26 protein-coding genes are annotated in these 26,356 nt (G+C 65.7%); 14 read left to right on the top strand and 12 right to left on the bottom strand.

Annotation, left to right across the window (positions count from 1 at the left end):
• Positions 1-16: 16 nt before the first annotated feature.
• Positions 17-2,647, bottom strand: coding sequence for a DUF1302 family protein (locus tag ACOOHP_RS16830; protein WP_420467643.1), 2,631 nt, complete (start codon positions 2,645-2,647; stop codon positions 17-19).
• Between the two features lie 272 nt (positions 2,648-2,919).
• On the opposite strand from ACOOHP_RS16830, the gene ACOOHP_RS16825 reads away from it, so the two are divergent.
• From ACOOHP_RS16825 to ACOOHP_RS16800, 6 genes are all read left to right on the top strand, one after another.
• Complete coding sequence (locus ACOOHP_RS16825; RefSeq protein ID WP_420467642.1) at positions 2,920-3,720, top strand: alpha/beta fold hydrolase; 801 nt, start codon at positions 2,920-2,922, stop codon at positions 3,718-3,720.
• Positions 3,721-3,731: 11 nt separating this feature from the next.
• The gene (locus ACOOHP_RS16820) at positions 3,732-4,631 is read left to right on the top strand and encodes an EamA family transporter (protein ID WP_420467641.1); all 900 of its coding nucleotides are present in this window, start codon (positions 3,732-3,734) and stop codon (positions 4,629-4,631) included.
• On the top strand, positions 4,628-6,244 hold the full coding sequence (locus ACOOHP_RS16815) for a peptide ABC transporter substrate-binding protein (protein ID WP_420467640.1): 1,617 nt from the start codon (positions 4,628-4,630) through the stop codon (positions 6,242-6,244). The genes ACOOHP_RS16820 and ACOOHP_RS16815 overlap by 4 nt, the downstream gene beginning before the upstream one ends.
• 51 nt (positions 6,245-6,295) lie before the next feature.
• Entirely contained in the window at positions 6,296-7,216 is a 921-nt protein-coding gene (gene oppB / locus ACOOHP_RS16810) for an oligopeptide ABC transporter permease OppB (protein ID WP_420467639.1), read from the top strand.
• Complete coding sequence (locus ACOOHP_RS16805; protein ID WP_420467638.1) at positions 7,213-8,100, top strand: ABC transporter permease subunit; 888 nt, start codon at positions 7,213-7,215, stop codon at positions 8,098-8,100. Before oppB ends, ACOOHP_RS16805 begins: the two co-directional genes overlap by 4 nt.
• A gap of 289 nt (positions 8,101-8,389) precedes the next feature.
• Positions 8,390-9,367: an ABC transporter ATP-binding protein gene (locus ACOOHP_RS16800; RefSeq protein ID WP_420467637.1), complete on the top strand. Its 978-nt coding sequence runs from the start codon at positions 8,390-8,392 to the stop codon at positions 9,365-9,367.
• Between the two features lie 65 nt (positions 9,368-9,432).
• Here ACOOHP_RS16800 and ACOOHP_RS16795 read toward each other — a convergent pair whose 3' ends face one another.
• The 3 genes from ACOOHP_RS16795 to ACOOHP_RS16785 all read right to left on the bottom strand — a co-directional run bounded on the left by ACOOHP_RS16795 (position 9,433) and on the right by ACOOHP_RS16785 (position 13,456).
• Entirely contained in the window at positions 9,433-11,523 is a 2,091-nt protein-coding gene (locus ACOOHP_RS16795) for a beta-propeller domain-containing protein (RefSeq protein WP_420467636.1), read from the bottom strand.
• 83 nt (positions 11,524-11,606) lie between these two features.
• The gene (locus ACOOHP_RS16790) at positions 11,607-12,665 is read right to left on the bottom strand and encodes a hypothetical protein (protein WP_420467635.1); all 1,059 of its coding nucleotides are present in this window, start codon (positions 12,663-12,665) and stop codon (positions 11,607-11,609) included.
• 95 nt (positions 12,666-12,760) lie between these two features.
• Positions 12,761-13,456 (bottom strand): TetR/AcrR family transcriptional regulator, encoded by a 696-nt coding sequence (locus ACOOHP_RS16785; protein ID WP_420467634.1) that lies wholly within the window; start codon positions 13,454-13,456, stop codon positions 12,761-12,763.
• A gap of 159 nt (positions 13,457-13,615) precedes the next feature.
• Here ACOOHP_RS16785 and ACOOHP_RS16780 point away from each other — a divergent pair, with 159 nt between their 5' ends.
• The 6 genes from ACOOHP_RS16780 to ACOOHP_RS16755 all read left to right on the top strand — a co-directional run bounded on the left by ACOOHP_RS16780 (position 13,616) and on the right by ACOOHP_RS16755 (position 19,543).
• A complete protein-coding gene (locus ACOOHP_RS16780; RefSeq protein WP_420467633.1) occupies positions 13,616-14,791 on the top strand; it encodes an acyl-CoA dehydrogenase family protein in 1,176 nt (391 codons plus the stop codon).
• A 120-nt stretch (positions 14,792-14,911) separates the two neighbouring features.
• Positions 14,912-16,009: a CaiB/BaiF CoA transferase family protein gene (locus tag ACOOHP_RS16775; protein WP_420467632.1), complete on the top strand. Its 1,098-nt coding sequence runs from the start codon at positions 14,912-14,914 to the stop codon at positions 16,007-16,009.
• A 4-nt stretch (positions 16,010-16,013) separates the two neighbouring features.
• Positions 16,014-17,657 (top strand): GMC family oxidoreductase, encoded by a 1,644-nt coding sequence (locus tag ACOOHP_RS16770; RefSeq protein ID WP_420467631.1) that lies wholly within the window; start codon positions 16,014-16,016, stop codon positions 17,655-17,657.
• Between the two features lie 189 nt (positions 17,658-17,846).
• Positions 17,847-18,863 (top strand): helix-turn-helix transcriptional regulator, encoded by a 1,017-nt coding sequence (locus ACOOHP_RS16765; RefSeq protein ID WP_420467630.1) that lies wholly within the window; start codon positions 17,847-17,849, stop codon positions 18,861-18,863.
• Between the two features lie 57 nt (positions 18,864-18,920).
• Positions 18,921-19,346, top strand: a complete 426-nt coding sequence (locus ACOOHP_RS16760) for an HIRAN domain-containing protein (protein ID WP_420467629.1) — start codon at positions 18,921-18,923, stop codon at positions 19,344-19,346.
• Entirely contained in the window at positions 19,343-19,543 is a 201-nt protein-coding gene (locus ACOOHP_RS16755) for a hypothetical protein (RefSeq protein ID WP_420467628.1), read from the top strand. Before ACOOHP_RS16760 ends, ACOOHP_RS16755 begins: the two co-directional genes overlap by 4 nt.
• Before the next feature lie 52 nt (positions 19,544-19,595).
• On the opposite strand, the gene ACOOHP_RS16750 is transcribed toward ACOOHP_RS16755, so the two are convergent.
• The 5 genes from ACOOHP_RS16750 to ACOOHP_RS16730 form a co-directional block, all read right to left on the bottom strand.
• Positions 19,596-19,862 (bottom strand): type II toxin-antitoxin system Phd/YefM family antitoxin, encoded by a 267-nt coding sequence (locus ACOOHP_RS16750; protein WP_420467627.1) that lies wholly within the window; start codon positions 19,860-19,862, stop codon positions 19,596-19,598.
• A gap of 472 nt (positions 19,863-20,334) precedes the next feature.
• Positions 20,335-20,565 carry a hypothetical protein gene (locus ACOOHP_RS16745; protein ID WP_420467626.1) on the bottom strand — a complete coding sequence of 77 codons (231 nt, stop codon included), beginning with the start codon at positions 20,563-20,565 and terminating at the stop codon, positions 20,335-20,337.
• A 503-nt stretch (positions 20,566-21,068) separates the two neighbouring features.
• Complete coding sequence (locus ACOOHP_RS16740; RefSeq protein WP_420467625.1) at positions 21,069-21,464, bottom strand: phosphopantetheine adenylyltransferase; 396 nt, start codon at positions 21,462-21,464, stop codon at positions 21,069-21,071.
• A complete protein-coding gene (locus ACOOHP_RS16735; protein WP_420467624.1) occupies positions 21,461-21,844 on the bottom strand; it encodes a DUF6713 family protein in 384 nt (127 codons plus the stop codon). Before ACOOHP_RS16735 ends, ACOOHP_RS16740 begins: the two co-directional genes overlap by 4 nt.
• Positions 21,841-22,155 (bottom strand): DUF2834 domain-containing protein, encoded by a 315-nt coding sequence (locus tag ACOOHP_RS16730; protein WP_420467623.1) that lies wholly within the window; start codon positions 22,153-22,155, stop codon positions 21,841-21,843. The genes ACOOHP_RS16735 and ACOOHP_RS16730 overlap by 4 nt, the downstream gene beginning before the upstream one ends.
• Before the next feature lie 108 nt (positions 22,156-22,263).
• Between ACOOHP_RS16730 and ACOOHP_RS16725 the strand changes: the two genes are divergently transcribed.
• Complete coding sequence (locus ACOOHP_RS16725; protein ID WP_420467622.1) at positions 22,264-23,082, top strand: helix-turn-helix domain-containing protein; 819 nt, start codon at positions 22,264-22,266, stop codon at positions 23,080-23,082.
• A gap of 67 nt (positions 23,083-23,149) precedes the next feature.
• On the opposite strand, the gene ACOOHP_RS16720 is transcribed toward ACOOHP_RS16725, so the two are convergent.
• The 3 genes from ACOOHP_RS16720 to ACOOHP_RS16710 are packed head-to-tail and all read right to left on the bottom strand — an operon-like array spanning position 23,150 to position 25,390.
• A complete protein-coding gene (locus tag ACOOHP_RS16720; protein WP_420467621.1) occupies positions 23,150-24,046 on the bottom strand; it encodes a M14 family murein peptide amidase A in 897 nt (298 codons plus the stop codon).
• Positions 24,047-24,055: 9 nt separating this feature from the next.
• Positions 24,056-24,706 (bottom strand): DsbA family protein, encoded by a 651-nt coding sequence (locus tag ACOOHP_RS16715; RefSeq protein WP_420467620.1) that lies wholly within the window; start codon positions 24,704-24,706, stop codon positions 24,056-24,058.
• Between the two features lie 42 nt (positions 24,707-24,748).
• A complete protein-coding gene (locus ACOOHP_RS16710; RefSeq protein WP_420467619.1) occupies positions 24,749-25,390 on the bottom strand; it encodes a c-type cytochrome in 642 nt (213 codons plus the stop codon).
• A 108-nt stretch (positions 25,391-25,498) separates the two neighbouring features.
• Here ACOOHP_RS16710 and yihA point away from each other — a divergent pair, with 108 nt between their 5' ends.
• Positions 25,499-26,131 (top strand): ribosome biogenesis GTP-binding protein YihA/YsxC, encoded by a 633-nt coding sequence (yihA, locus tag ACOOHP_RS16705; protein ID WP_420467618.1) that lies wholly within the window; start codon positions 25,499-25,501, stop codon positions 26,129-26,131.
• Positions 26,132-26,356: the final 225 nt, after the last annotated feature.

Genomic DNA, 26,356 nt, shown 5'->3' with positions numbered 1-26,356 from the left:
TCCCAGAGCCTGGAAATCAGAACTGGTACTTGACGAAAAACTGGGCGAAGTCCTTGTCGCGATAAAGGTTCTGGCCGCCCGCGCCCCAGAAGAACTGGTAGCCGAAGTTGACCGACAGGTTCGACTTGTAGCGAACCTCCATCAGGGTGAATAGCGAGCGACGGTCCTTGATGAAATTCTCGCCGGGGCCGGGCGAATTACCGTAAACGTCGTGCTTGAAGATCAGCATCGGTTGCAGCGAGATGGCGGGCAGAATGCTCTCGTAGCGGATCAGCTGGATGATGTCGTAGCCGAACGAGAAGTCGTCCACGAACTGCGACAGATCGGCCTGACTGGGATTGAAGCGCAAGCCGTCGGGACCAGTCGCGCAGGCGGGGTTGGCCGAGCAGGCCTGGCGCGAGCCGTCGGCGCCGGTACCGTCGGCGCCGGCGCTGGCGTGGGTGTAGGTGCCGGGGGCTTCGATCTGCAACTGATCCAGCGGCGGCAGGTCGGGGATCCACATGGCGCCGACTTCGAACAGCGTGATGATCTGGTCGGCGCCGACGATGTTGAACATGTCGGTGGCGCCGGCCACATGGGTAGCGCCGAGAATGAAGTTGAAGGTATCGAACTCTTCCCAGCCGCGGATGTAGCAGGGATTGTTGCTGGTGTAGGGCTGGAAGTTGGGGTTGACCTCGCGGGTGTCGCGATTCTGCCGCGCGCCCAGGAACTGGGGGGTGCAGGCCGGGTTTTCGCCCACCGGCATCCCGCGATAGGCCGTCACGAACGATGGGAACGAGCGCGCCGAACCGGGCGCATGGCCGATCAGCAGATCGAAGGTGTCAGGTGCGGTGGGATCGGCGTCGCTGGGTGCGTAGTTGATCAGGCCACCATTGGGCGCAAAGCCGACGCCGGTGGTGGTGCCGGCGCAACCGGTACCCACGGGCAGCACGTTCGGAACACCGATGGGCAGGGCACCGCCAAGGCTGGCGACGTTGTTGATGCCGCTGACCAGATCGCCGAGCAACGCGCCCGCCGCGGTCAAGGCATCGCCGGTGGGCAGGATGGCGCGCTCCAGTGATCGATCGTGGCAGCGCGTCAGGGTAGGACCGAATCCGGCAAACACCAGATCTTCGATATCCACCTGCAACGGCTGGTCGGGCCGGTAGGCGACCTCGCCCTGCACGGACAGGTCTGCGAACGGCAAGGTGAGTGTGGTGTTGAAGCTCATGCCGAACATCTTGATGTCTTCGGGGTACTCCACCTGCAGCTTCACCGTGTCCAGCGGTACGGCGTCGGAGGTGGCCAGGTAAGGACTGCCGGCCACCACCGGCAGGTTCGGGCAGGCCACCAGGAAGCTGAGCGTGTCGTAGGCGTCGAAACCGCCATCGGGGAAGCCGTCGCCATCCAGATCCGCCCGCCCATTGCCTTCGCGCCGCGCACAGCTGGGCTGGGTGGCGTAGGTGCTGACATACGGCAGCTTCGAGTGGTAATTCATGAAGTAGAACGCGAACTCGGTGCCGTTGTTGACCTCTTCCGCGTAGTAGCGAAACGCCAGGCCGAACTGGCCGGAGTCGCGGGCATCATTGTCGTTAAGCCGCTGGGCGGTCAGCGAAGTGGGCGTCACGCCGGACAGCGGGTTGTACAGGGGAATACCCAGACCGTCCGGATCTTCGGCCGAGCCGCCGAAATGCACATAGGCCTGATTGACCGCGTTGTCGGTGCCGACCACGTCGGACAGGTAGAAGAAGCTGCCCGGCGCCGGAGCTTCCACCGGCTGCCATTCGAGTTGGTAATAACCTTCCAGGGTGGCGTTGGTGAACGGCTCGAAGCTGGCGTAAGCCATCGCCACCGGCGTGAAGACCTCCTCCACCTGAAAGCCGATGCGGCCGAAGTTGGAAGCGGAGACCGGCTGCGCCTGGTTGACCGAGTTGATCACCAGCAGTGTCGATTCGCCCCAGTTGACCAGCTGCCGTCCGAGCTTGACCGTCAGCACCTTGTCGTCGCCCAGCGGAATGTCGCCGTAGAAATAGGCGTCGAGCAGCTGGTAATTGGTGCCGACCTGCGACAGCAGTTCGCCGCCGCTGCGCTCGAACCGCTCCGGCCGCCCAGGACCATATTGGGTGGTGATGCCGGGCAGCGGCAGCGACAGCAGGCCGGAGGTGCCGACTTCAGAGACATTCTCTTCGGTGATGATGTTGGGGTGATACTCGGTGAAGTCGTTGTTCACCGCGTCGTAGAAGAACAGCGACTTCATGAAGAAGCCGTAATCGCCCCAGGTCAGCGAAATATCCTGGGTGATCTTGCCGACACCGGAAAAGGCATCGCCCTTGTCGTAATTCCAGTTACCGTCGTCGAAGTTGGGCGAAAACTGGCCCGGCGCGGCGGCCAACTGTGCCGCCGGAAACGACTGGTCGCGGAACAGGCCCTGACAGGACTGGAACTGGCCGGCGCAGACGTCGGGATTGAGGTTGGACTTGCCGACCAGATCCAGCGCGCGGTCCTGCATGCGAAATCCGGCACCGACGGTGATGGTGGTGTTGATCACCGCCTCGCCCTGGCTGCCGAAATTGAAATTGATGGCCGTCGCGACGGGGCTGATCCCGAGCAGGACCATCGCAGCCGCCAGCGCACGCATGCGCCCTCCCCATTGCTCCCTGCCGCCCATGAAGCTTCTCCTCAACGGATCTTGATTTGTACGACCGGACTCGTCTGGTGCGAAAAGCATTACCGGCCTTGGCGCGATTATCGGCAAAGTTCCCGGCTTGGCAATATGAATGGTCGATTAATTGTCGCCCCGTGCCGATCGAGGCCACACCACCGGCCCGTTTGCGGGCTGCGGCCGTTGCAGTGCATCGCATCGGGCTGCGCCCGCGAGGCCGCTTCCCGCGACCCGAGTCCTGTGCCTCGCGCCTAGCTCGGATAAAGTCGCGTCCCGCCATGAACGAAAGCCCCGCTCAGCCTTGGCATCACGCCGAACAGGGGACGGGACGTCCGCTGATTCTGCTGCACGGCATCGGGATGTCGCACGTCGCCTGGCGCCCGGTGATGACACTGCTCGCGTCCGCCGAACGCAGAGTGATCGCCTTCGATATCGCCGGCTTCGGACGTACTCCGGCGCTGCCGGCGGGCGTGGTCCCCACGCACGCGAATCTGGCGCTGGCCCTGCGCGAAAGCCTGCACGGCCTGGGCGTGGACGAGCCTGCCGATCTGGTCGGCAACTCGCTGGGTGGCCAGCTGGCGCTGGAGGCGGCCAAGATCGGCCTGGCCCGCAGCGTGGTGGCCTTGTCGCCTGCGGGCCTGTGGCCCGGCCGCGATGCGCCGCCCCAGGTTCACGCCACCCTGCGCGCGACGCGCTGGGCAATCCGCCAGATGCCGCACGCATCCGAACAGGTGATGCGCTCGGCGCTGGGCCGCACGCTGGCGCTGATGCTGCCCATGACCAGCCGTGGCTGGCGTCTGACCCGGCGCGAAGCATTGGAAATTGCGCAAGTTTTTGCCCAGGCCAGCGCCTTCGAAGAGACCCTGCAGGCGGCCACGCGCTTCGTCGACGGCCGCCACTTGTGCGTGCCGATCACGGTCGCTTTCGGTACCCGCGACTGGCTGCTGACCCGCAGCTGCCAACGGCGTGACGAACTGCCCCGGCACGTGCGCTGGGTGCGTCCGGAAGGCTGGGGACACGTGCCGATGTGGGACGACCCCGAGGGCGTCGCCGCGCTCATCCTCGAAGGCAGCGCCTGAACCCGCCCGCCATGGATCAGTCGCGCGGCCTGCAGGTCGCGGCCGCGATGGCGGTCGTGTATGTCGTCTGGGGTTCGACCTACCTGGGCATCCGGGTCATGGTCGAGGCCCTGCCGCCGCTGCTGTCGGCCGGCCTGCGTTTCCTGCTGGCCGGGGTGCTGATGCTGGCCTGGGTCGGGTTCAAGCGCCTGCCGCTGCCGCGCAGGCGCAGCGACTGGGGCTGGCTGGCGGCAACCAGCGCACTGATGCTGGTGGGCGCCAACGGCATGGTGACCTGGGCCGAACAATGGGTGGAATCCAATCAGGCGGCACTGATCGTGGCGACCTCGGCGTTGTGGATCGCCGGGCTCGGCAGTCTGGGCGTGCAGGGCATCCGCGTGACCCGCATCGCGCTGGCCGGTCTGGTGGTGGGACTGATCGGCGTCGGCGTGCTGGTCGGCGAAGGCCTGCAGTTGCGGCAGGCTCCGGTGAGCGCCTACGCCGCGATGCTGGTGTCGCCATTCCTGTGGGCGCTGGGGGCCATCGTGTCCAAGCGCAAGCCGGCGCAATGTGCGCCGCTGGTCGCGGCGACCCTGCAGGTGCTGATGGCCGGCACGGTGATGACGCTGCTGGGCCTGCTCAACGGCGATGCCGAGCGCTGCAGCTGGTCGACCCGCAGCCTGGCGGCAATGGCCTACCTGGCCGTGTTCGGCACCTGCATCGCCTACGCCTGCTACTACTGGCTGGTGCACGAGGTCGCCCCATCGACGCTAGGCACGCATGCCTACGTCAATCCGGCGGTGGCGGTGCTGCTCGGCGCATGGCTGCTGGACGAACAACTCGGCCCTTTGCAGCTGGCCGGCACCTTCATCATTCTGGCCAGTGTGGTTATCGTGAACCTCGCACCCCGCTGGACACGCAACCGCTCATGACCCGAATCATCCTGCCATTGGCGCTGGCACTGGCCTTGTCGACGATTCCGCTCGCAGTGGTGGCGGCCGAGCCGAGGCTCGCCGCCGAACAGGTGCTGCGCAAGGGCAACGGGCCGGAAGTGGAGTCGCTGGACCCGCACCGCGTCGAGGGCGTGCAGGCCAGCCACGTCCTGCGCGACCTGTTCGAGTCGCTGGTGACTGAGGCCGCCGATGGCGCGCTGATTCCCGGCACCGCCGAGCGCTGGGACATCAGCGCCGACGGCATGACCTACACCTTCTACCTGCGCCGCGACGCGCGCTGGTCCAACGGCGATCCGTTTGTCGCCGAGGATGTGGTTGCCGGTCTGCGCCGCAGCGTGGACCCGGCCACCGGCTCGCATTACTCAAAGATTCTGTCGCCCATCGAAAACGCCGACGCCGTGATCGAGGGCAAGCTGCCGGTCGAGCGCCTCGGCGCCACCGCGCTGGACCCGCACACCGTCGAGATTCGGCTGAAAGGGCCCACCCCGTACTTCATCGGTCTGCTGGTACATGCCTCGGCGTATCCCATCCACCGCGCCAGCGTCGAGCGGTACGGCGCGCAGTTCGCCCAGCCCGGCAAGCTCGTGAGCAACGGTGCCTATCAGCTCACCGAGCGGGTCATCCAGTCGCACATCACCTTGCGACGCAACCCCTACTACTGGAACGACGCCAGCACGGTGGTGGAGGAAGTGCGCTACCTCAACACCGAAGACGTCAACTCCGAACTCAAGCGCTACCGCGCCGGCGAGCTGGACTGGACCAGCACAGTGCCGACCAGCCAGACCGAATGGATCAAGGCCAACCTTCCTGAGCACTATCACGAGCACACCTACCTGGGCGTGTATTACTACGGGCTCAACACCGGCCGACCGCCGCTGGACAGCAAGGCGCTGCGTCAGGCGCTGAGCCTGGCGCTGGACCGCGAGATCATCACGCGCAAGGTGCTCGGCGGCGGCCAGAAACCGGCTGACACCTGGGTGCCGCCCGGCGTGATCGGCCATGTGCCGGCCCAACCTGAATGGATGAACTGGGATCGCCAGCAACGCCTGACCGAAGCGCGGCGCCTGTACGCCGAGGCCGGCTACTCGGAAGAGCGTCCCGCACGCGTGGAGATTCGCTACAACACCAGCGAGGACCACAAGAAAGTCGCCAGCGTCATTGCCGCCATGTGGAAGCAGTGGCTGGGCGTGGAGACGGTGCTGATCAACGAGGAGTGGAAGGTGTATCTGCAGAACCGCCGCCTCAAGCAGAAGACCCAGGCGTTTCGCGCCGGCTGGATCGGCGATTACAACGACGCCAATACGTTCATGGAGATCCTGCACTCCGAGCACGGACTCAACGACACCGGCTATGCCAATCCCGAGTACGACGCCTTGCTGGAACAGGCCGGGGTGGAGGCCGATCTTGAGCGCCGCAGCGATCTGATGCGCCAGGCCGAGGCCTTGCTGCTGCAGGACCTGCCGGTGATTCCGATCTACTTCTACGTCACCACCAAGCTGGTCCGGCCCACGGTGGTCGGATGGCAGGGCAATCTGATGGATCACCACGCCACACGCTACATGCGCATCCTCGGAGCGCCGCCCGCGAATTGACGGATACGGATCGGGCCGCGAAGCTCACGCCATCAACCGACTGCAAATTCCATGTTGCGTCTGGCTTTTCTGAGACTGCTGGCGGCGGTGCCCACTCTGCTGCTGCTGGTGGCGCTGGCCTTCTTCATGATGCGCGCCGCGCCCGGCGGGCCGTTCGACAGCGAGCGGGTGCTGCCGCCGGAAGTCACCGCCCAACTCGAAGCGGCCTATCACCTGGACGAGCCCCTGTGGCAGCAGTTCGCCCGCTACGTCTCCGGCTTGGCGCGCGGCGATCTGGGGCCGTCTTTCCGGTACGCGGAATTCTCGGTCAACGAACTGATTGCGCAGGGCCTGCCGGTGTCGCTGCGCATCGGCCTGGGGGCGATGATGCTGGCCATCGTGCTCGGCTGCGGCGCCGGCATCCTCGCCGCGCTGCGCCAGAACCGGTTCACCGACCATGCGGTGATGACCCTGGCGATGACCGGCATGTCGATCCCGGTGTTCGTGGTGGCGCCGCTGATGATCCTGCTGTTTGCAGTTTCGCTGGGCTGGCTGCCGGCCGGTGGCTGGGACGGTGGCTGGCGATCCATGGTGTTGCCGGTATGCGCACTGGCGCTGCCGCAAATCGCCATCATGGCGCGGCTGATGCGCGGCTCGATGATCGAGGTGCTGACCTCCAACTACATCCGCACCGCACGCGCCAAGGGACTGCGCGGCTACCAGGTGGTGTTCGGCCACGCGTTGCGCCCGGCGCTGATGCCGGTGCTGTCCTACTTGGGTCCGGCCACCGCCGGCATCATCACCGGCTCGGTGGTGATCGAACAGATCTTCGGCGTGCCCGGCATCGGCCGCTATTTCGTGCAGGGCGCGCTGAATCGCGACTACACCCTGGTGATGGGCGTGGTGGTGTTCTACGGCGTGCTGATCATCGCCTTCAATTTTCTGGTCGACCTGCTCTACGGCGTGCTCGATCCGCGGGTGCGTCAATCGTGAAGCGCACCGAACAGGCCCTGGAAGCCGCAGCCAGCGGGCGCAGCCTGTGGGCCGACGCGCGCCGCCGGCTGTTCGCCAACCGCGCCGCGATGACGGCGCTGATCGTGCTGGTGCTGATGAGCCTGCTGGTGCTGTTCGGGCCGCTGTTCAGCCCCTGGGCCTTCGACTACATCGACTTCGACGGCGACTGGCGCGCACCGCCGCAGATGGAAGGTCAACATTACTTCGGCACCGACCAGATCGGCCGGGATCTGTTCGTGCGCACCCTGGTCGGCGGGCAGATTTCCTTGATGGTGGGCGTGGTGGCGACCTTCGTGTCGCTGCTGATCGGCGTCACCTACGGCGCGGTGGCCGGCTACTTCGGCGGACGCATCGACGCCTTCATGATGCGGGCGGTGGACATCCTCTACGCGATGCCCTTCATGTTCCTGGTGATCCTGCTGATGGTGCTGTTCGGCCGGCACCTGATCCTGATCTTCGTCGCCATCGGCGCCATCAACTGGCTGGACATGGCGCGCATCGTGCGCGGCCAGACCCTGGCGCTGAAGAGCCGTGAATTCATTCTGGCGGCGCGCGCTTCGGGCGTCTCCAACACCGGCATCATCCGCCGCCACATCGTGCCCAACCTGCTGGGTGTGGTGGCGGTCTACGTCACCCTGACCATTCCGCAGGTGATCCTGGTGGAGTCCTTCCTGAGCTTTCTGGGCCTGGGCGTACAGGAGCCGGCGACCAGTTGGGGGGCGCTGGTCAACGACGGCGCGCGCGACATGGAAGCCGCGCCCTGGACCCTGGCCTTCCCCGCCGGCTTTCTCGCCCTGACCCTGTTCTGCTTCAATTTCCTCGGCGACGGCCTGCGCGATGCGCTCGATCCCAAGGACCGCTGAAGTGGCCGCAGGCCGGCGCCGAGGAACCCCGGACTCGATCCGGGGTCCAGCCCGAAATCCTGCGACGGCCTGCGCGATGCGCCCGATCCGAATGACCGCTGATGCTCTCGAGCCATCAAAAGCACTCAACGCAAAGGAGCAAAGGGAAAAATGAGGCAAGGGACGCAATACCGATCGATGTGGAACCCGTGCGTGAGCATCGGACTGATCCGGCCCCATCAGGATTCATTGCGTCCTTTCTTTCCCTTTGCGCCTTCGCGTTGAAACGCCGTTGAAAACCTGAACCCCCATGCCCCTGCTCGAAGTCGACAAGCTCTCGGTCCGCTTCGCCACGCCCGACGGCGCGGTGCAGGCGGTCGATGGTCTGAGCTTCGCCCTCGACGCCGGCCAGACCCTGGGGATCGTCGGCGAGTCGGGTTCAGGAAAATCGCAGACGGCACTGGCCATCCTCGGCCTGCTGGCGCGCAACGCCAAGGTCAGCGGCGCGGTGCGCTTCGAGGGTCAGGATCTGCTCAAGCTGCCCGGCCGCAAGCTGGCGCGCCTGCGCGGCAACCGCATCGCGATGGTGTTCCAGGACCCGATGACCAGCCTCAACCCTTACCTGCGGGTGGAGCGGCAGATCGCCGAGGTCCTGCAGCGGCATCGCGGCCTGTCGCAATCCGCGGCGCGCAGCGAGTGCCTGCGTCTGCTCGACGCGGTGCAGATTCCGGACGCGGCGCAGCGGCTGCGCAGCTACCCGCACGAACTCTCCGGCGGTCAGCGGCAGCGCGTGATGATCGCGATCGCGCTGGCCTGTCAGCCGGCGCTGCTGCTGGCCGACGAACCCACCACCGCGCTCGACGTCACCGTGCAGGCGCAAATCCTGGGGTTGTTCCAGCAACTGCGGCAAGACTTCGGCGTCGCCATCGTGCTCATCAGTCACGACTTCGGGGTGGTCGCCGAAGTGTGTGAGCGCACCCTGGTGATGTACGCCGGCCGTGCGGCGGAACTGGGGCCGACACAGACGCTGCTCGAACAGCCTGCACACCCGTATTCGCGCGCGCTGGTCGGTGCGCGGCCCGACCTGTCGTCTCCGGTGGACCGACCGCTGATGACCTTGCCCGGCCAGCCGCCGGACCTGTCGGCGCTGCCGCCGGGCTGCGCGTTTGCGCCGCGCTGCCAATGGGTCGAGGCCGGCACCTGCACGTCGGCCGTGCCGATGCTGCGGACGCTGGGAACCGGGCGCAGCGCCGCTTGTGCCCGGGTCGAAGCGATCGCTCGCAACTGAGCAGGGCGACCCGCGCAACTGAGACAGGGGTAACCCTGTCACCGGGGTCGAACTGCGGTGGAGGTTCAGGGCAAGGCCAGGCTGCCCAGCGCGGTCCCCGGCTGCAGCGCGTCGTTCGCGCGCAGGCCCAGCGCCGACACCGTGTACAGCACGATGCGCTCGGCGTCCTGCGCGAACAGCGAACGCCGCGGATCGCTAGACTCGTAGGCGAACCGGCAGCCGGCCCCGTCGGCGAACCCGTCGCAGCCGCCGCCAGGGGTGAGGAAGCCGTCGTGGTCGATGCGACCAGCTTCCAGCAGCGGACGTTCGGCGCCGGGGTCCACGCGCAGCACCAGGAAGCCGGCAAATCGCGCCGCATCGGTGTCGCCGTAACTGATCAGGGGAATACTCAAGGTGCCCGGCGTGGTGGCCTCGGCCGCATCGGCGAAGTAGCCGAAGGCATGCGGGTCGTACTCGGCACTGCTGTAGCTGTAGCCGGCCTCACCCACCAGGGGCGCCAAGGTCGCGACCTGGCGCACGTCTTCCAGATCGCGCACGTCGAACAACTGCACGGCCACCGCGCCGGTCAGGCCCTCGTCGGTGCCGTCGCGGCCCACGGTCAAAAGATAGTCCTCGCCCAGCGGTGCGAGGTAGCTCGAAAAGCCGGGAATCTTGAGCTCGCTGGCGATGCGCGGCGCCAGCGGATCGGAAAGATCAAAGGCGAACAGCGGATCGATCTGGCGGAAGGTCACCACGAAGCCACGCTCGCCAAGGAAGCGCGCACCCTGGATGCGCTCGCCGGGCGCGAAGCCCTGCACCGAGGCCACCGTCGGCAGATCGGTTCCGTCGGCATCCAGCACCCACAGATGGTTGAGGGACGCATCGCGCCCGGCGGCGAACGCGGATTCGGTGGTGGCCGCGCGCAGGTGACCCGCGTGTTCGGACAGGGCGAAACGGTTCAGCAGTGAACCGGGCACCTTGCCCAGGCCCTGGTACTGCGCCGCGCCGGTGTCGGACAGCGCCAGCCGATAGATCACGGTTTCCTCGTCCTGCAGCGGGGCGAAGAACCAGCCGAAGCTGGACTGCGCCAGGTACAGGTTCTGCGCCGAGGCATAGACCGTGTAGGCGTTGTTGACCACTGCGGTGGTGCCGCGGTCGCTGCCGTCGAGATCGAAGCTGTCGATCACCGCTATGCCCAGGCCGGTGGTGACCTCCGGCGCCGACAGATCAGCGCAGTCCAGTGTGGTGGCGCTGCGCGCCGCGCCGGCGGTCTGGGTGGCGAGTTCCGGCAGCAGGCCGGTCACGCCTTCCTCCGACAGGCGATCACCGATGGCCGCGCGCACGTCCTGCTTGATGCGGTCCGCGGTCACCGCATCGCCCTCCGACTGCGCCGTGAAATAATCCGCGCGCAGGTCCGCCAGCGCGCTGTCACTCTCATACAGCCAGTCCGGTCGCGGCACGTCGTAGCGGCTGACGCGATGTACGCGCGCCCCGATGCGGCGCGCTTCCAGCCCGTAGCCCTCGGTTTCGATCCGGCCAGTCTCCACCGGCGTCTGCGGGTTGGAGACGTCGACGAACACGCTCACCGCATAGGCGCGTCCGCCGGCGAAGCGCGAACCCAGCACCACCGCGCGACCGGCGCCCTCGTCGAGAAACAGCTCGCTCGCGGCGAAGCCGTCCTGCCCCGTAGCAAGATCCAGCGTCACCGGATCCTGTGCACCCAGCGACTCGGGCGGAAACGCGGTCACGATCGACAGGCCGCGGGGCGACAGCACGTAGAGCCGGCCGGCGCTGTCGATCTTGACGATGTCGGCCTCGTCCACGCCGCTTTCCTGCACGTTGGTTTCGGACACGCGGTCGGGGATGTCCAGCGCGTCCTCGGCCGGCGAGCCCACCGGAACCGGGGCGCCGGGCTCGGCCAGGCCGACATCGACGAACACCGGGCAGGGTGCATCGAGCAGGCAGGCGTAGCCCTGCAGGTATTCCTCGGTCAGCGCGTCCGTCACTTCCGGGACCCAGTCCGAACACCCGGTCTGGAAACGCTTGAGCCGAAGCTCGGACAGCGGCGTGGCCTGCGCGGCGGCCGGGCCGGGGGCGTCGAGGCTGTTGCCTCCGCCGCCGCCACAGGCGGACAGCAGCAGTGCGGCGGCAAGAACGGAAATCAGGGACGAACGCATGGGAGGCTCCGCCATTCCGAAATCGTCGGGCGCCGATGATGGCTCGGGCATCGCGCCGAATTCAATCGGCGGATTGGTCGGTTTCAGCGGGGCTGCTCTGCGCAACTCACCCCGCGGTCCGGATACTCTTGCAACAGGATGCCAATTGCCTCTGCGGTGCGGGTCCCCCACATCTTGGTCAGGGCCGAAGTTTGCTCCCCCCAGTGGATCAGCTCATCGTCATCGATGAAATGGCGACCGGTTTCCTCCTTTCGTCCCTCGGACCGAAGCTGTTCGAGCAACTGCTCGCGAACCGATGCGCTGTCGAGCGTGCCCGGGAAATGGCGAAACAGATCTGTTTTCCAAGGCAGGACTGCCTCGATGCGCTGGGGTGACACCCCGTTGTCGCAGAGCGACTTGATCACGCGGTGGACTGCGCGGCGCTTCGGCAGGTTCGAGAACGTCTCACCGCCGACCACGACATCGAACCGCGTGAAATCCCGCCCAGTGGCGCGAGCCGCCTGCTCCAGGCGCGCCTTGTCGCGTACTCGGACCTGATAGTCCTCCACCTCCGGGAGCGGAATGATCGGCTGAATATCGATCAATACCTGACCAGCGTGCTCGAACGGCCGCATCCGGACACAACGGATATCCAGGCCGTGCTCGTTGAGCCACAACACCGAGGTGGTGAGTTCTCGCGAGAACTCGGCAGATGCCAGCACGATGCGCACGTCCTGCGCAAAGTGTTCCTCGTCCGGTTCGTCCCATCCGAGAAAATCCAGTAGACCGGACCGTGCGTCGGCATCGGCTCCCTGGCTTTCGAGAAATTGCTGGAAAATGTCCACCGCGCGGTCGAAAGTCATCGCGGCCACCATCGCCGCGTAGCGGATGGCCTGCAGCTCCATGTGGCCGCCGTCCTCCGTCCGTTTGAGTTCTATCACCACTAGGTTACCCAGGCGATCAATGCCAAGTAAGTCGATCCGGCGGCGACCGTCGGTCCATTCGCCGAACTCTTCGGCGATCACCAGCGTATCGGGCGCGATCACGTCGATCCGTTGGCGAAGCAGGGCTTGAAGGTGCTGACGTTCTCTTAGACCGGCCGCCGCAAAGGTGGTCGTGACGACGGGCTCAATCGCGTCGGCGGCAAGCTGATACAGCGGCATGGCGTTCCAGGAGTCGCTTGTTGACGACCGAAGACTATCGGGTGTCCGGTTCTCACGTAAGCCGCACGGAGTCGGGGTCGAATGCCGAATGTCGGCTACCCCACATCCCAGTTCGCCGGCCTCGGCGGGGGCTGGCGCACGCCCTTGCGCGCCTTCATCTGGCCGAGCATGAGCTGGGTCCACACCATCAGGTAATGCTGCGCCTGTTGCGGCTGTCGCATCAGGTGACGGATAGCGGCGAGGCCGCTGAGCATCAGCGGCGTCATCAGGAACAGGTCGCGTGGGCTCAGGCTTTGCGCGCCGCGAGGCTCGAAGTAGTGCGCGATGGGCGGGTCGATGGCCTGCGCAGCGCTGGCGAACAGCTTCTGCAGCGAACGCGCCAGGTGTGCATCGTGCTGGCTGGCCATCAGCAGTTCCAGGAAGGCGTTGAACATCGGGGTATCGAACAGTTCCTTCCACGCAGTGGCCACCAGCGCCTGCAGGCGGTTGTCTTCCTGCGCCACGCCCAGAAGCAGCTCGCCGAGCACGCGGTAGGCCTGGCGCAGCAGACGGTCGGCCGCCGCCAGGATCAGCGCGTTCTTGTTGGGGAAGTGATGCAGGTGCGCGCCGCGCGACACGCCGGCCTGGCGCACCACCGAGCTGACCGTGGTGCCGGAATAGCCGTCGCGGCCCAGGCACACCAGCGTGGCCTCGACCAGGCGCTTGCGCATGGCATCGCTGCGCTCGGACTGGGTGCGGCGCGGGATCGGTGCCGAAGGCGCGACGGCGCGGCGTGCGGTGGAAAGCGGCAAGGAAACCTCCGGTGCGGCCGGCGCGTCCCGGCACGGACAAGTCGGGGCCATTGACAGGCCGACGGTCGAGGATGTTACATACAGTACGTACTGCATGTAAACGAGATTTCCGGCGCTCGACGCCGACCCCTTGCTGCCCACCGGTTTTCCCTTGCTCCGATGCCTTGCGGCACCGGACCCCTTCTGGAGCGACACGTGATTCCAAGAACCCTTTTCGGCCCCGAGCACGAAGACTTCCGCAAGACGGCGCGCCGTTTCTTCGAGACCGAGATCGTGCCGCACCGCGAGCGCTTCGAGGAGCAGCAGCACATCGACCGTAACCTCTGGAACAAGGCCGGCGAACTAGGCCTGCTGTGCGCGACCATGCCGGAAGAGTTCGGCGGCCTGGGCGTGGACCGCAGCTACAGCGTGGTGCTGATGGAGGAGCAGTCCTACTCCGGCGATTCCGGCTCGGGCTTCTCGCTGCACTCCGACATCGTGGCCAACTACATCAACAATTTCGGCAGCCAGGAGCAGAAGCTGCACTGGCTGCCGAAGATGGCGAGCGGCGAGATCATCGGTGCCATCGCGATGACCGAACCGGGCACCGGCTCGGATCTTCAGGCGGTGAAGACCACCGCGGTGCTCGACGGCGACGACTACGTCATCAACGGCTCCAAGATCTTCATCACCAACGGCTATCTGTCCGACCTGGTGGTGGTGGTGGCGCGCACCGGCAACTCCGGCGAGGGCGCCAAGGACTTGTCGCTGATCCTGGTCGAGGCCTCGCGCACCGGCTTCACCAAGGGCAAGCCGCTCAAGAAGGTCGGCATGAAGGCGCAGGACACCTGCGAGCTGTTCTTCGAGAACGTGCGCGTGCCCAAGGCCAACCGGCTCGGCATGGAAGGCATGGGCTTCATCATGCTGATGAAGGAGCTGGCCTGGGAACGCCTGATGATCGCGATCACCTCGGTCGCCGGTGCCGAGGCGGTGCTCAAGCACACGCTGGCCTACACGCGCGAGCGCAAGGTGTTCGGCAAGCCTGTGGCGAGCTTCCAGAACACGCGCTTCAAGCTCGCCGAGATGAAGGCGGAGCTGAGCATTGCGCGCGTATTCGTCGACAAGTGCATCGAGATGCAGCTCAAGAACAAGCTCGGCGTGGATGACGCGGCGACCGCCAAGTACTGGACCTCGGACCTGATGATGAAGGTGATCGACGAGTGCGTGCAGCTTCACGGCGGCTACGGCTACATGCTGGAGTATCCGGTGGCGCGTGCCTGGATCGACTCGCGCGCACAGCGCATCTACGGCGGCACCAACGAGATCATGAAGGAGCTGATTGCGCGGACGATGTAGGGAAAGGCCGGGAATCGGGAGTGGGGAGTCGGGAATCGTGAAAGACAGCCCCACCCGATTCCCGATTCCCGATTCCCGATTCTCGAATCCCGCAACCGCCCATTGCCCTGACCCGCCCTCATGTCCTTCAACCCCTTGCTGAGCGGCGTTCGCGTTCTCGACCTGTCGTGCCTGCTGCCGGGTCCGTTCTGCACCTTGTACCTGGCGCAGATGGGCGCGGAAGTGATCAAGGTCGAGGAGCCCAGGGGCGGGGATTATGCGCGGGCGCTGTCGCCGGACCTGTTCGATCTGGTCAATCGCGGCAAGAAGTCGGTGACCCTGGATCTGCGCCAGGCCCAGGATCGATCCCGTTTTCTGGATCTGGTGGCGACTGCCGATGCGGTGCTCGAAAGCTTCCGCCCCGGCGTCATGGACAAGCTCGGTTGCGGCTTCGAGGCTGCGCGTCAACGCAATCCACGCATCGTGTTTGCGGCGCTGACGGGTTACGGCCAGACCGGGCCGTATCGCGATCGCGCCGGGCACGACATCAACTACCGCGGCTACGCCGGAGAGCTCGACCAATGCGGCCAATACGGTCAGGCACCCAGCCCGGGGAATTTCCAGGTCGCAGATCTGGCCGGCGGCGCGTTGACTTGTCTGGCCGGCATTCTGGCAGCGCTGTTCGGCGCACGCGCCTCCGGGGTCGGCACGTTTGTCGACGCCGCCATGCTGGACGGCACCCTGGCGCTGCAGGTGCTGTCGCTGTCCACGGTTCGACAGCTCGGTAATCCGGCACCGCGCGGGGGCGACATGCTGACCGGCGCCCTGCCCAGCTACGCGGTGTACGAATGCGCCGACGGCAAGCACATCGCGGTGGGCGCGCTGGAGCCCAAGTTTTTCCAGGCCTTGATCCAGGCAGTGGGTCAGCCGGAACTGAGCCGGCTGCCGCTGGCGCCGGGTCCCGGCGGCGATGCGCTTCGTGCCGCACTGACCGACCTCTTCAAGCGGAAGCCGCGCGACGAATGGGAACAGCTGCTGGCGCACCTGGAGACCTGCGTGTCAGCCGTGCTCAGTCCGGCCGAGGCGTTGCAGAACGAGCAGGTCAGGTCGCGGGCCTTGATCGAGATGGTCGGCGGCAAACAGGCGATCGGATTGCCGCTGAAGTTCAGCCATGCTCACGCGCACGGCGGGCAAAGCCCGAAGCTGGGCGCGCACAACGCCGAAATTCTGGGCGATTGAACCCATGAGCACGTCCTACGATTACGTGATCGTGGGCGGCGGCTCCGCCGGCTGCGTCCTGGCCAACCGCCTCAGCGCGGACGGCCGGAACTCGGTGTGTCTGGTCGAAGCCGGCCCGACGGATCGCAATCCGTTGATACGCATGCCGCTCGGAATCATTCCGTTGGTCCGCGGCTGGTTCTGCAACTGGAAATTCTGGAGCGAGCCGCAAGCCCATCTTTGCGGTCGGCGTCTGTATCAGCCCCGCGGCAAAGTCCTGGGCGGCTCCAGCGCCATCAATGCCACGGTGTACACGCGCGGACATCCGAGCGATTACGACCATTGGGCGGCGCTGGGCTGCGAGGGTTGGTCGTATCGGGATGTGCTGCCTTACTTCATCAAATCGGAGACCTTCGAGCTCTCGTGCTCGGATGCCGATCGGCCGTTTCACGGAGCGAACGGTCCCCTCAACGTGTCCGAGCGCCGCCATGACAATCCGCTGAGCAAGGCCTTCGTTCGAGCTGCCGTGCAGGCCGGTCACCAGCAGAACCGGGATTTCAACGGCGCCCGTCAGGAAGGCGTCGGCATGTTCCACGTGTTTCAGAAAGGCGGACAACGCCACAGCAACGCACGTGCTTATCTGGCGCCCGCAGCGGGTCGTACCAATCTGACGGTGCTGACCGCCACGCATGCCACCCGGGTCCTGTTCCAAGGCTCGACGGCTGTCGGCGTGCGCGTGCTCCGCAAAGGTCGTTACCAAGACCTTCGTGCGACCAAGGAAGTGATCCTGTCGGCAGGCACGTTTCAATCTCCGCAACTGCTCATGCTGTCGGGTATCGGTCCCGGCGAGGAACTCGGTCGGCATGGAATCGAGGTTCTCAAGGAACTGCCCGGAGTGGGCGCCAATCTGCAGGATCATCTGGACGTCATCGTGGAGACCCGCGCGCGTTCGCGAGTGGGCGTTTCGTTCGTGCCCGGCGCCTGGCCACGATTGCTTCTGGGATGGATGAACTACGTCTTCCGCAGAAAAGGCGAATTCACCAGCAACGCTGCGGAAGCCGGCGGATTTTTCAGATCCTCGGACCAGGAAGCAGTTCCGGATATTCAGTGGCATTTCCTGCCGGCGCCGAACGGACAACACGGACTGGATCTGTCCGGGGTCATGACCCGTTATGGCTACTGCCTGATGAGCTACGACCTGCGGCCGGCCTCACGCGGGGTCGTCGGCCTCAACAGCGCGGACCCGCTCGCCCCGCCGCGGATAGACCCGAACTACGCCGCCGAAGCGCGTGATGTTGCGCGCCTGGTGCAAGCCATCCGGGAAACCCGCCGGGTGTTGGCGCAACCCGCCTTGGATGCGCATCGAGGTGTCGAGATCGCGCCGGGCGCCCACTTGCAATCCGACGAAGAACTTGCGGACTACGTTCGTCGCACCGCGGAGATCGCCTATCACCCGGTTGGCACCTGCAGGATGGGTCCGGCCGGCGACACCAGCAGTGTGGTGGATGCCCGCTTGAGGGTGCACGGGGTTCAGCGCCTGAGGGTCGTCGATTGTTCGATCATGCCCACTGTCCCCGGCAGCAACACCAACGCCCCGGCCACGATGATTGGGGAAAAAGGTGCAGACATGATTCTCGAAGACGCCGACCGCCTGCACGCGGAAGGATGAGGGTTTCGTTCGCCCGATCTCCAGGCATATCGGCAAAGCGGTCGCTGTCGAAACCGCCGCAGACCCATTTGGCCAGGTGGCTGCGAACGGCCCGATCCGCGTAATTCGTGGCACGGGCAGCGCGGGAAAACGTATCGAGCCTGCAGGTCGCCTACCATCGCAGGCACGCCCGTTCGCGACCCATCCCCGATGAATGCCTACGACCGCGCCATCAAACTGCATCGCCTGCTCGCCGCGCGCAGGACGACCACCCTGACGGTCGACGAGCTGACTGACGAGCTGGAATGCTCCTCGGCAACGGTCAAGCGTGCCGCGCGCCGACTCCGCGAAGAGTTCGAAGCCCCGCTGATCCACGACCGCGAGCGCGGCGGCTATCGCTACGACGGCAACGAGATGTTCGAAGTGCCCGGACTGTGGTTCACCGCCGAAGAACTCTCCGCACTGCTGGTGCTCGACGAGGTGCTGGCAAACCAACCGCTGGGTCTGCTGGCGGAAGTGCTGGCGCCGCTGCGTCAGCGGCTGGACCTCATCGCGCGCAAACGCGGCATTCGCCTGCCCGAATTCCGCGAACGTCTGCGCCTGCTGCGCATGGCCGCACGCGACGCCGGCCCGCACTTCGCGTGCGTGGCCGATGCGCTGGCGCATGGCGAGCGCCTGATCATCGATTACCACGCGCGCAGCACGGATCGCATGGCGCCGCGCGAAGTCTCGCCGCAACGGCTCACGCTTTATCGCGACAACTGGTATCTCGACGCCTGGTGTCACCTGCGCCAAGAACTGCGCACGTTCGCGCTGGACCGGATCATCGCCGCGGAACGCGTCGAGCGCCCGATTCACGTCATCGAAGCCGCCGCGCTCGACCAGGTGCTCGCCACCAGCTACGGCATCTTCGCCGGCGAACCCAGCGCCACCGCGCGGCTACGCTTCACGTCCACCGCCACCACCTGGGTCGCAGCCGAGCAATGGCATCCCCGGCAGCGCGATGAAATCACCGCCGACGGCGGCCTCATCCGCATCGTGCCTTATCACCGCGCCGACGAACTGATCATGGACATCCTGCGCTTCGGTGCGGATGTTGAAGTGCTGGGCCCTGCGTCCCTGCGCAAGGCCGTGCGCAACCGCCTGCGCGCGGCGGCCGATCAATACGACACAAAATCATCAGTCAGCATCATCGAAAACCGGCGGATTCAACGGATCAGGATTTGATCCCGGCCTGTGCTGCAATCGCCTCCCCGGCCCCGACAGCGCCGCAGGAGAATCACGATGGACCGGCGCAGTCTGCTCAAACAAATCCTGTACGGCGCACGCGCCATCGCGGTCCTGCCGACCCTGGCGAGCGCAGCGATCGCGGGTACAGCCGTCGCCAGCCCAAGGCTGCTGCTGCAACGCTCGCCACTGGCCGGCTTCCAGTATCACGAGGGTGAAAAGCTGTGGCCGCAGCTTTCCGTCGGCGCTGCGTTGAGCCTGGTTCGCGAAGCCGACAACCGCCACGACCAGCGCGCCGTCCGCATTGACGTTCACGGCTTCAAGCTCGGCTACCTGCCGAAGATCGACAACGCCGCCGTCAGCCAATTGCTCGATCGCGGCCAAAGCCTGGCCGCCTACATCGTCACGCTGCGCCAGGACCGCGATCCGTGGAAGCGTGTCGAGGTCGAGATCGAGTGGCTGCCGGGTGGAGCCGCGTCGTGACGCTGCGCCCGCTGCTGACCGTCCTGCTCAGCGCGCTCGCCGTCGCGCTGGGCATCCTTGCACTGATCTGTTGGCGCGAGATCGTCACGTTCACCCTCGTCGCGGGCGCGGCGTGGTTGGTCTGGCGGCTCAAGTGGCTACTGCTTGGGGCGCTTGGTCTGAGCTGGTTCCTCGGGGGAGATGGCGGCGATGTTTGAGGGCTTCGACTGCTTCCGCCGCGGGGGCGTAAGAGTTGCTGGCGTCCGGGCGTCAGTCGCGGTCGCGGTCGCGACTCACGGTATCCGACATCGGCGGCAAGCCGTGATCGAGAACCACTGGCGGGTTAAGCCCCAACGGACCAGACCCTGTAGCCGCCACGATCCAAGGCTGTCGGCGCAGCCGTTCTACAGCCGACTCCGGCGGCACGAAGCGCGCGATCACGCGACCGCGTCGGGTGACAGCCACGGTCTCGCCCTGTTCGACACGCCGCAGGTGTTGCGCGAGGCGTGCTTTAAGTTCGCTGACGCTGATGGACATGGCTTCCTGACCCCAAAGCTCGGAGCCCCCAAGAGTCACGCAGCGCGCCGGCTCTGGCAACCCTCAAACAGCGCGGGCCATGGCCGCATTGTTCGCTGCCCTACCACACCCCATCGTCGCAGGACTGGAATGGACATCATGATGTGCTTCAATGCGGTCGCAACGAGAGCAACCATCATCGGTACCACCTCGACTGCTCTTGATCGCAGGAGTGATGTTTCAACTGCACCTCAGTGTGCGAGCCGGACGATTTGATTGGGGATCCTGGCGAATGGAGAATGACAACAATGAGTCTGAATCGGACAATCCAGGTTTGGCGAGGCCTGCCGTCGGCGCAGCAGCGTTCGCTGCGGCTGGAGCAGACCGTGCGGAAGGTGGCCCGAAGCATGGCCTTCGAGGGGGAGCCGGTGCCACGGAATTGGATCGAGGCTCAGCAACGCAGCCCGCAAGCGCAACGCGATACATCGAAACCTCACTCGGAAGACTGAGCTATCTCGAGCTGGCGCCGTTGCTCGCGGATCGAATTGCCGCGGTTGAACAACGCATTGCGGTCGATGGCTATGCCGATGAGGCTCTTGACGAGCATCTGATCCTGAAGCTGCACGGAGATATTGTCGCCGAACTGATCCCCGCCATCGGCGGGCGCTGGCGGCAAAAGGATGTTCAGGTGCCTGCCTGCGCACAGTGGCCTCTCCTGTTTCACGCGCCGACAACCTGCGGATGCCGCAGCAAGCACAGTCCAGTCGCAAGTGATCGGTCGGGTGTTCGCTGACGATGGCGCGTCGCCCGCAGCGTCGACACTCGGTCTCGCCAAAGTATGGACGGCCCCACTTGTCCCAGGCGTTGTCGATCACCAGCCGCCAGTAGTCGGGGAGGCTCGAGCATTCTCCGCGATGGATGTTCAGCCAGCCGATGCGGGCGCCATCCAGTGCAGCCGCGGCCAGCGCACAGCTCTGACACCGTCCATCGATCAGTCGTGGCAGAGGAGGGATCGCATCGCGCTGCGGCCAGCCTTTCCAGGCGGCCAGCCTCGGCAGGGCGCAGGGTTCGCAGTAGGTGAGCGATTGCGGTTCCATGTCGTTCCTTCTGCCGTTCCGCAGCGGGGGCTTGCCGCACCATACGCGGGCGAAGGATCAAAAGCTGATCCCCGGCGTGAAGCGATTCCGGCGCCGATCAGATGGCTTCAGTAACGCAGCCGCGAGTGCGCTACGCACCGGCCCCGAGATACGTTGCCGCAAGACTGATCAGCAGCAGGCCGCTCAATCCGATGTCGATCTGCACGACGCGCCGGATCGGCGGCGCGTGTGGCGTCGGGCCGGCCGCCAAGCCTACGAACGACAGCATGCTGGCCAGCCCGACCAGAGCGCCGCCGAAGTGCCAGTGCGGTCTGAAGGCGGCGAGGCACAACAGAACACCCAGCAAGCCGAACAAGACGGCGCGATGGCGCAGCAGCAGGACGGTGGTGGCGTCGCTATTTGCCGACACGCCGTAAAGTCGATGCAGGTACGCGGCCGACAACACTCCGATCATCGGGACCAGGTGAACGATGCCCACCGCCAGCAGCGCACCTGCCAGCAGCCATTGCGACGGCGCAAGATTCATTTCGCCCGCTCGCGTTCGCGCCACAGCGTTAGCAGATGCGCCAGGCCCAGCGCGCCGCCGCCGAAGATCAGCAGTTGCGACACGCCGTGGTGGAAGTCGTAGTGCGCATGGCCCATGAAGGCCAGGTGCAGGCCCACGTGTACGACCAGGAACAGGCTGATGCCGATCTCGCTGCGGCTGCGCAGGCGCGGGTCGGGATGCGAGATCAGCCACAAAAGCACTGCCACCAGCGGAATGTGCAGCAGCACGAACACGATGTATCCGACGTGATCCGGCAGGAAGCTGGTCAGCGGCAACACGCGCCATTCGGCGCGCATTACCGCGTCCAGCTCGTGCGCGAGCAGGGTGGAAAAGCCCAGCCGAAACAGCCAACCGCTCACGCGTAGGCCGTCTTCGCTTGCCGTTGCGTCAACTCGCCGACCAGCAAATACAGCAGCGGACCGAACGCCCCGGCCGTCAGGGTGAGGAGCAGGAACGGCCACACGGTGCGGCCGGTGCGGCGGGCGTCATTGATCATCCAGATCATCGCCAGCGCGCAGACGATGACCAGGTCGGCCAATACCTGCCAGCCGGCGCTGGCGGGAAAGTGAAACTGGAAGATGCCCAGGTAACCGTGTTCGAACAGAGCCAATGCGCTCAGCGCGCCGAAGCCGAGTAGGACCGCGAGCAGGGACAGCACTTTGATGTTCATTGCAAACTCCGGCAGGTGAGGGAGGCCGCAGCGTGTGGTTCGCAGCTCCGACGTGCAATTACGCGTCACGTAATGGCGTAGCTGCCGGGCGCTGGTCAGAATCGAGGCATGGACACGCACAACGACTCCGCCGCCGGTTCCGTCGCCTTCGGCCAGATGCTGCGCGATTGCCGACGCGGAAGACGGTTGTCGCAGCTCGATCTGGCACTGCATGCCGAGGTGTCGCAACGCCATTTGAGTTTTCTGGAATCGGGCCGCGCTCGGCCCAGTCGCGAAATGGTGGTGCAGTTGGCTGAAGCGTTGGACCTGGCGCTGGAAGCGCGCAACCGGCTGCTGGCCGCCGCCGGCTTCGCCAGCCTGTACCCGCGACGCAAGTTGGACGCGGAGGCGATGAAGCCGGTGCGCGCGGCGCTGGAGCGCATGCTGGCGGTTCATGAGCCGTTTCCGGCGATGGTGGTGGATCGCGCCTGGAATCTGGTGATGTGCAACCGCTCGCTGCCGAAAATGTTCGATCTGCTCGGCGGCATGGAGGCGATGGCGGCGCGCGTGGGTGGCTCCAACATGCTGCGCATGACCTTGCACCCGGAGGGCCTGCGTCCCTACATCCTGAACTTCGAGGACACCGCCGCGCACCTGCTGGCGCGCAGCGCACACGAAGCGCTGGAGAATCCCGCGCTCGACGAATTGCTCAAGGAGGTGCTGCGTTATCCGGGGCTGCCGGGACGCGGACGCAACGTGGACTTCTCCATCCCGATGCTGCCGGTGCTGCCGATGCGCGTAGGCCTGGGCGGTGCGGAACTGAGCTTGTTCACCACGCTCACCAGTTTCGGCACGCCGCTGGACGTGACCGCCGACGAACTGCGCATCGAAAACCTGTTCCCCGCTGACGCGCAGACCGAGGCGCTGATGCGGCGGTTGCTGGCGTAAGGCGGTTCGTGCCCGCCATCAGCCCTTCTAACCGGTGCGGTCGGCGGCCATGGACCGACCTACCCAATCAGCGCAGCAGCCAGTTCGGGTCGTCCAGACGCTCGAACAAAGGCGGATCGGCCTTGGGCAGGTTGGATTCCAGCCAGCGCAGCATGTCGGCCCACACGCGTTGCGATTGCGACGCGCTGGGCATGATGCCGGCGTGCGGCAGTTCCAGCGTGATGGTGGGCAGCTTGAGCGTGACGCCGGCGTAGTTGCCGAGCGAGCCCGGATAGATGCCCAGCGGCTGCAGGCGCAGATAGCCGAATCGCTGCGGCGGATCCAGCGGGCCGTCGTAATCGAGGATGCCGAAGGGCGCATGCACCGAGATGATGGCATCCGGCTTGAAGTCCTCGATCTGCGCCACCAGGAAACGCGTCTCCGGTTCCGACAGCGCATGCGCGCCGGGATAGCGGCGCGGATCGGAGCGGGTCACCCGCTTCCAGTAACTCAGCGCATCGGCGCTCCAATCCGGCGTGGCGAAATTGCGATTCAGGTCGACGCCGCGTGCGTTCACCCGGCTGGCCTGACGCGGCAGCAGGCCGTCCGGGTTCAGCGCCGGAATCACCCGCCAGTGAAACGGCTGCAGGCGCTCGGCCTCCAGCTTCTGCATCCACTGAAACACGATGCTGACCGAGCTCAGCTCATCGCCGTGGATGCCACCGATCAACAGCACCCGAAACGGCGTGCGCCGGCTGCTGCCGGGCATGAAGTCGCGATACAGCAAGGGCATGCCGCGATGGCTGGCCAACCCTCCGGATTTGAGATTGGACGCCAGGCACATCTGCGCACCGACGCTTTGCAGACGTCCGCCGATGCGCTCGCAGGCACGTTCCACCGAGGCCAGCGGGAACTGCGCCAGGCAGGGAAAGGCAGCCGCGGAAACGAAAAGCCCGGCAGTGAGCCGGGCCATCCAGGGTTTCATGAGGTCGGTTTAGCGCTGGCGTTCCTTGCGAACTTTCTCGACCAGGAAATTGACGACTTCGGCCACCTTGGGAAAATCGCCCGCCATGTTGGAGTTGGTCTGGTACTTGCCACCGACCACTACGGTCGGGACGCTGAGAATCAGGTAATCGCGCGCCAGCTGCTCGGCCTTGCCGACGCGGCTGTTGACCGCGAAGCCGGTGTAGGTGCTGTCGAACACGTCGGGCAGAACACCGCTCTGCTGGTTGAAGAACGCGCGCAGCGTCTCCTGCGTGAACAGATTGCGGCGCTGGTCGTGTATGCCCTGGAACAGCGGCGTGTGAATTTTGTCGGTGACGTTGAGCACCTCGGCCGTGTAGAAGGCCTGCTGGTGCGCCTTGCCCTCGGGGCGGCCCAGGCTGGCCGGCACCCGGATGAAATCGACATCGGCCGGCTTGGACGCCGCCCAGGCCTCGATGGTGCCCTCGAAGTGGTAGCAGTGCTGGCAGCCGTACCAGAAGAACTCCTCCACCGCGATGCGCTTGGGATCGGCCGGCTGCGCCACCTTCTTCACCTGCTTGTACTGCTTGCCGTCCTTGAACTTGGCGTCCGAATCGTCGGCCGAACAGGCGAACGTCAGCAACGCCAGCGAGGCTACAAACGCCTTCATCACACGAGTCATTAACGGAAATCCTCAGCTGGAGCGGATGCGACGGGTCGGAACTTATTGCAGGCCGTTGACGTATGAAGCCAGCGCGGCGATTTCCTCGTCGGTCAGTTCGGCCGCCACCTGCGACATCATCAGACCGTTGGGCCCCGCCTTGCGTTCACCTGCGCGGTACGCGTTGAGCTGCAGCGCGTTGTATTCCGCGTGCTGGCCGCCGATACGCGGGTAGCCGGCAGCCGGGTTGCCGGCCCCGGTGGGGCCGTGACAGCCCGAGCAGGCCGGAATACCGCGCTCTGCCACACCACCACGATAGATCTTCTCGGCGACCGCCACCGAGTCCTTGCTGGCCACGCCCGGGCTGGCCGGCTGCGCGGCAAAATAAACCGCCAGATCCTGCATGTCCTGATCCGACAGCGGCGCCGCCATGGGGGCCATGACCGGATTGTTGCGGGTGCCGTCCTTGAAGTGCTTGAGCTGCGCGTAGGCATACGGCGCCCCCTGGCCGGCCAGCTTGGGCCAGATCGGCGCCGAGCTGTTGCCCGCTGGTCCGTGGCAGGCCGCGCAGGTCGCTGCCTTGGCCTCCCCAGCCTTGGCGTCACCCTTGAGGAAAGGACTGGCCGCACCGGGTTCGGCGCCGATGACCGCAGCAGACAAGCCCATTGCGCAGGCGACCAGCAGGCCGCGAACGACGTTCGACATGGATGAGGCACTCCCAGAGCAAAACGATTGGCCTGCGCGCACCGATCAGTAGCGTGTGGAACGCGCAAGCGATTAAGGTGGCGCGGATTTTACACGGCGCAACCCGCAATGCTGAATCCCTTCGCGCAGGCCCAGTTCGTCATGTCCTGTGCCGAGCTGGCGCAGTGCCCCCGGGACGGCCGCCCGGAGCTGGCGTTCTCGGGGCGCTCCAATTCCGGCAAATCCAGTGCACTCAATGCCTTGTGTGGCCACAAGGGTTTGGCTCGGGTGAGCAAGACCCCCGGTCGCACGCAGCTGATCAACCTGTTCGAGCTGCCCACTGGCGAGCGCCTGGTGGACCTGCCCGGTTACGGTTATGCCAAGGTTCCTGGCCGCGTCCGCCAGGACTGGGCGCGCATGGTCGGCACCTACGTGGAACAGCGCACCAGCCTGCAGGGCATCGTGTTGATCATGGACTGCCGCCATCCGCTGACCGATCACGACCGCCAGATGCTCGAATGGGTACGCAACGGTCAACGTCCCTGCCACATCCTGCTGAGCAAATCCGACAAGCTCGGTTTCGGTGCCGGTAAGAACACTTTTCTGAAGGTGCGTCGTGACCTGCAAGCCATGGGTGTCAGTGCGGGCGTACAGCTTTTTTCCGCGCAGACCGGTCAGGGGCTGGACGAGGCGCGGGCGGCGCTCTGGAAGCTTTTGCCGTCCGCGGCCGGGCTAGCGATCGAGATCGCCCCTTCCCTCTAACGTTGGAGCAAAGCGGTACGGCGAAGCCCGGGAGATGGGCGTATGGGAGCACTTGGCCCCTCGCGCCTTTTCTTGAGCGATGTGGAACGCCGCACAAGAAAAGGCCCGGCGGATCGGGGAGGTCCGCCGGGCCAGCTTGCTCCGGCTTGGGGGGGGCCGGACCCGTCCAGGGAGTAGAGACGGGGAGCGAGGAAGGGAGGTCCTGCGCTCACGGTGTTAGAGCAA

Source organism: Panacagrimonas sp. (assembly GCF_965216805.1).
Taxonomy (GTDB): Bacteria; Pseudomonadota; Gammaproteobacteria; order Nevskiales; family Nevskiaceae; genus Panacagrimonas.
This window is presented reverse-complemented; position numbering and strand designations above follow the sequence as displayed.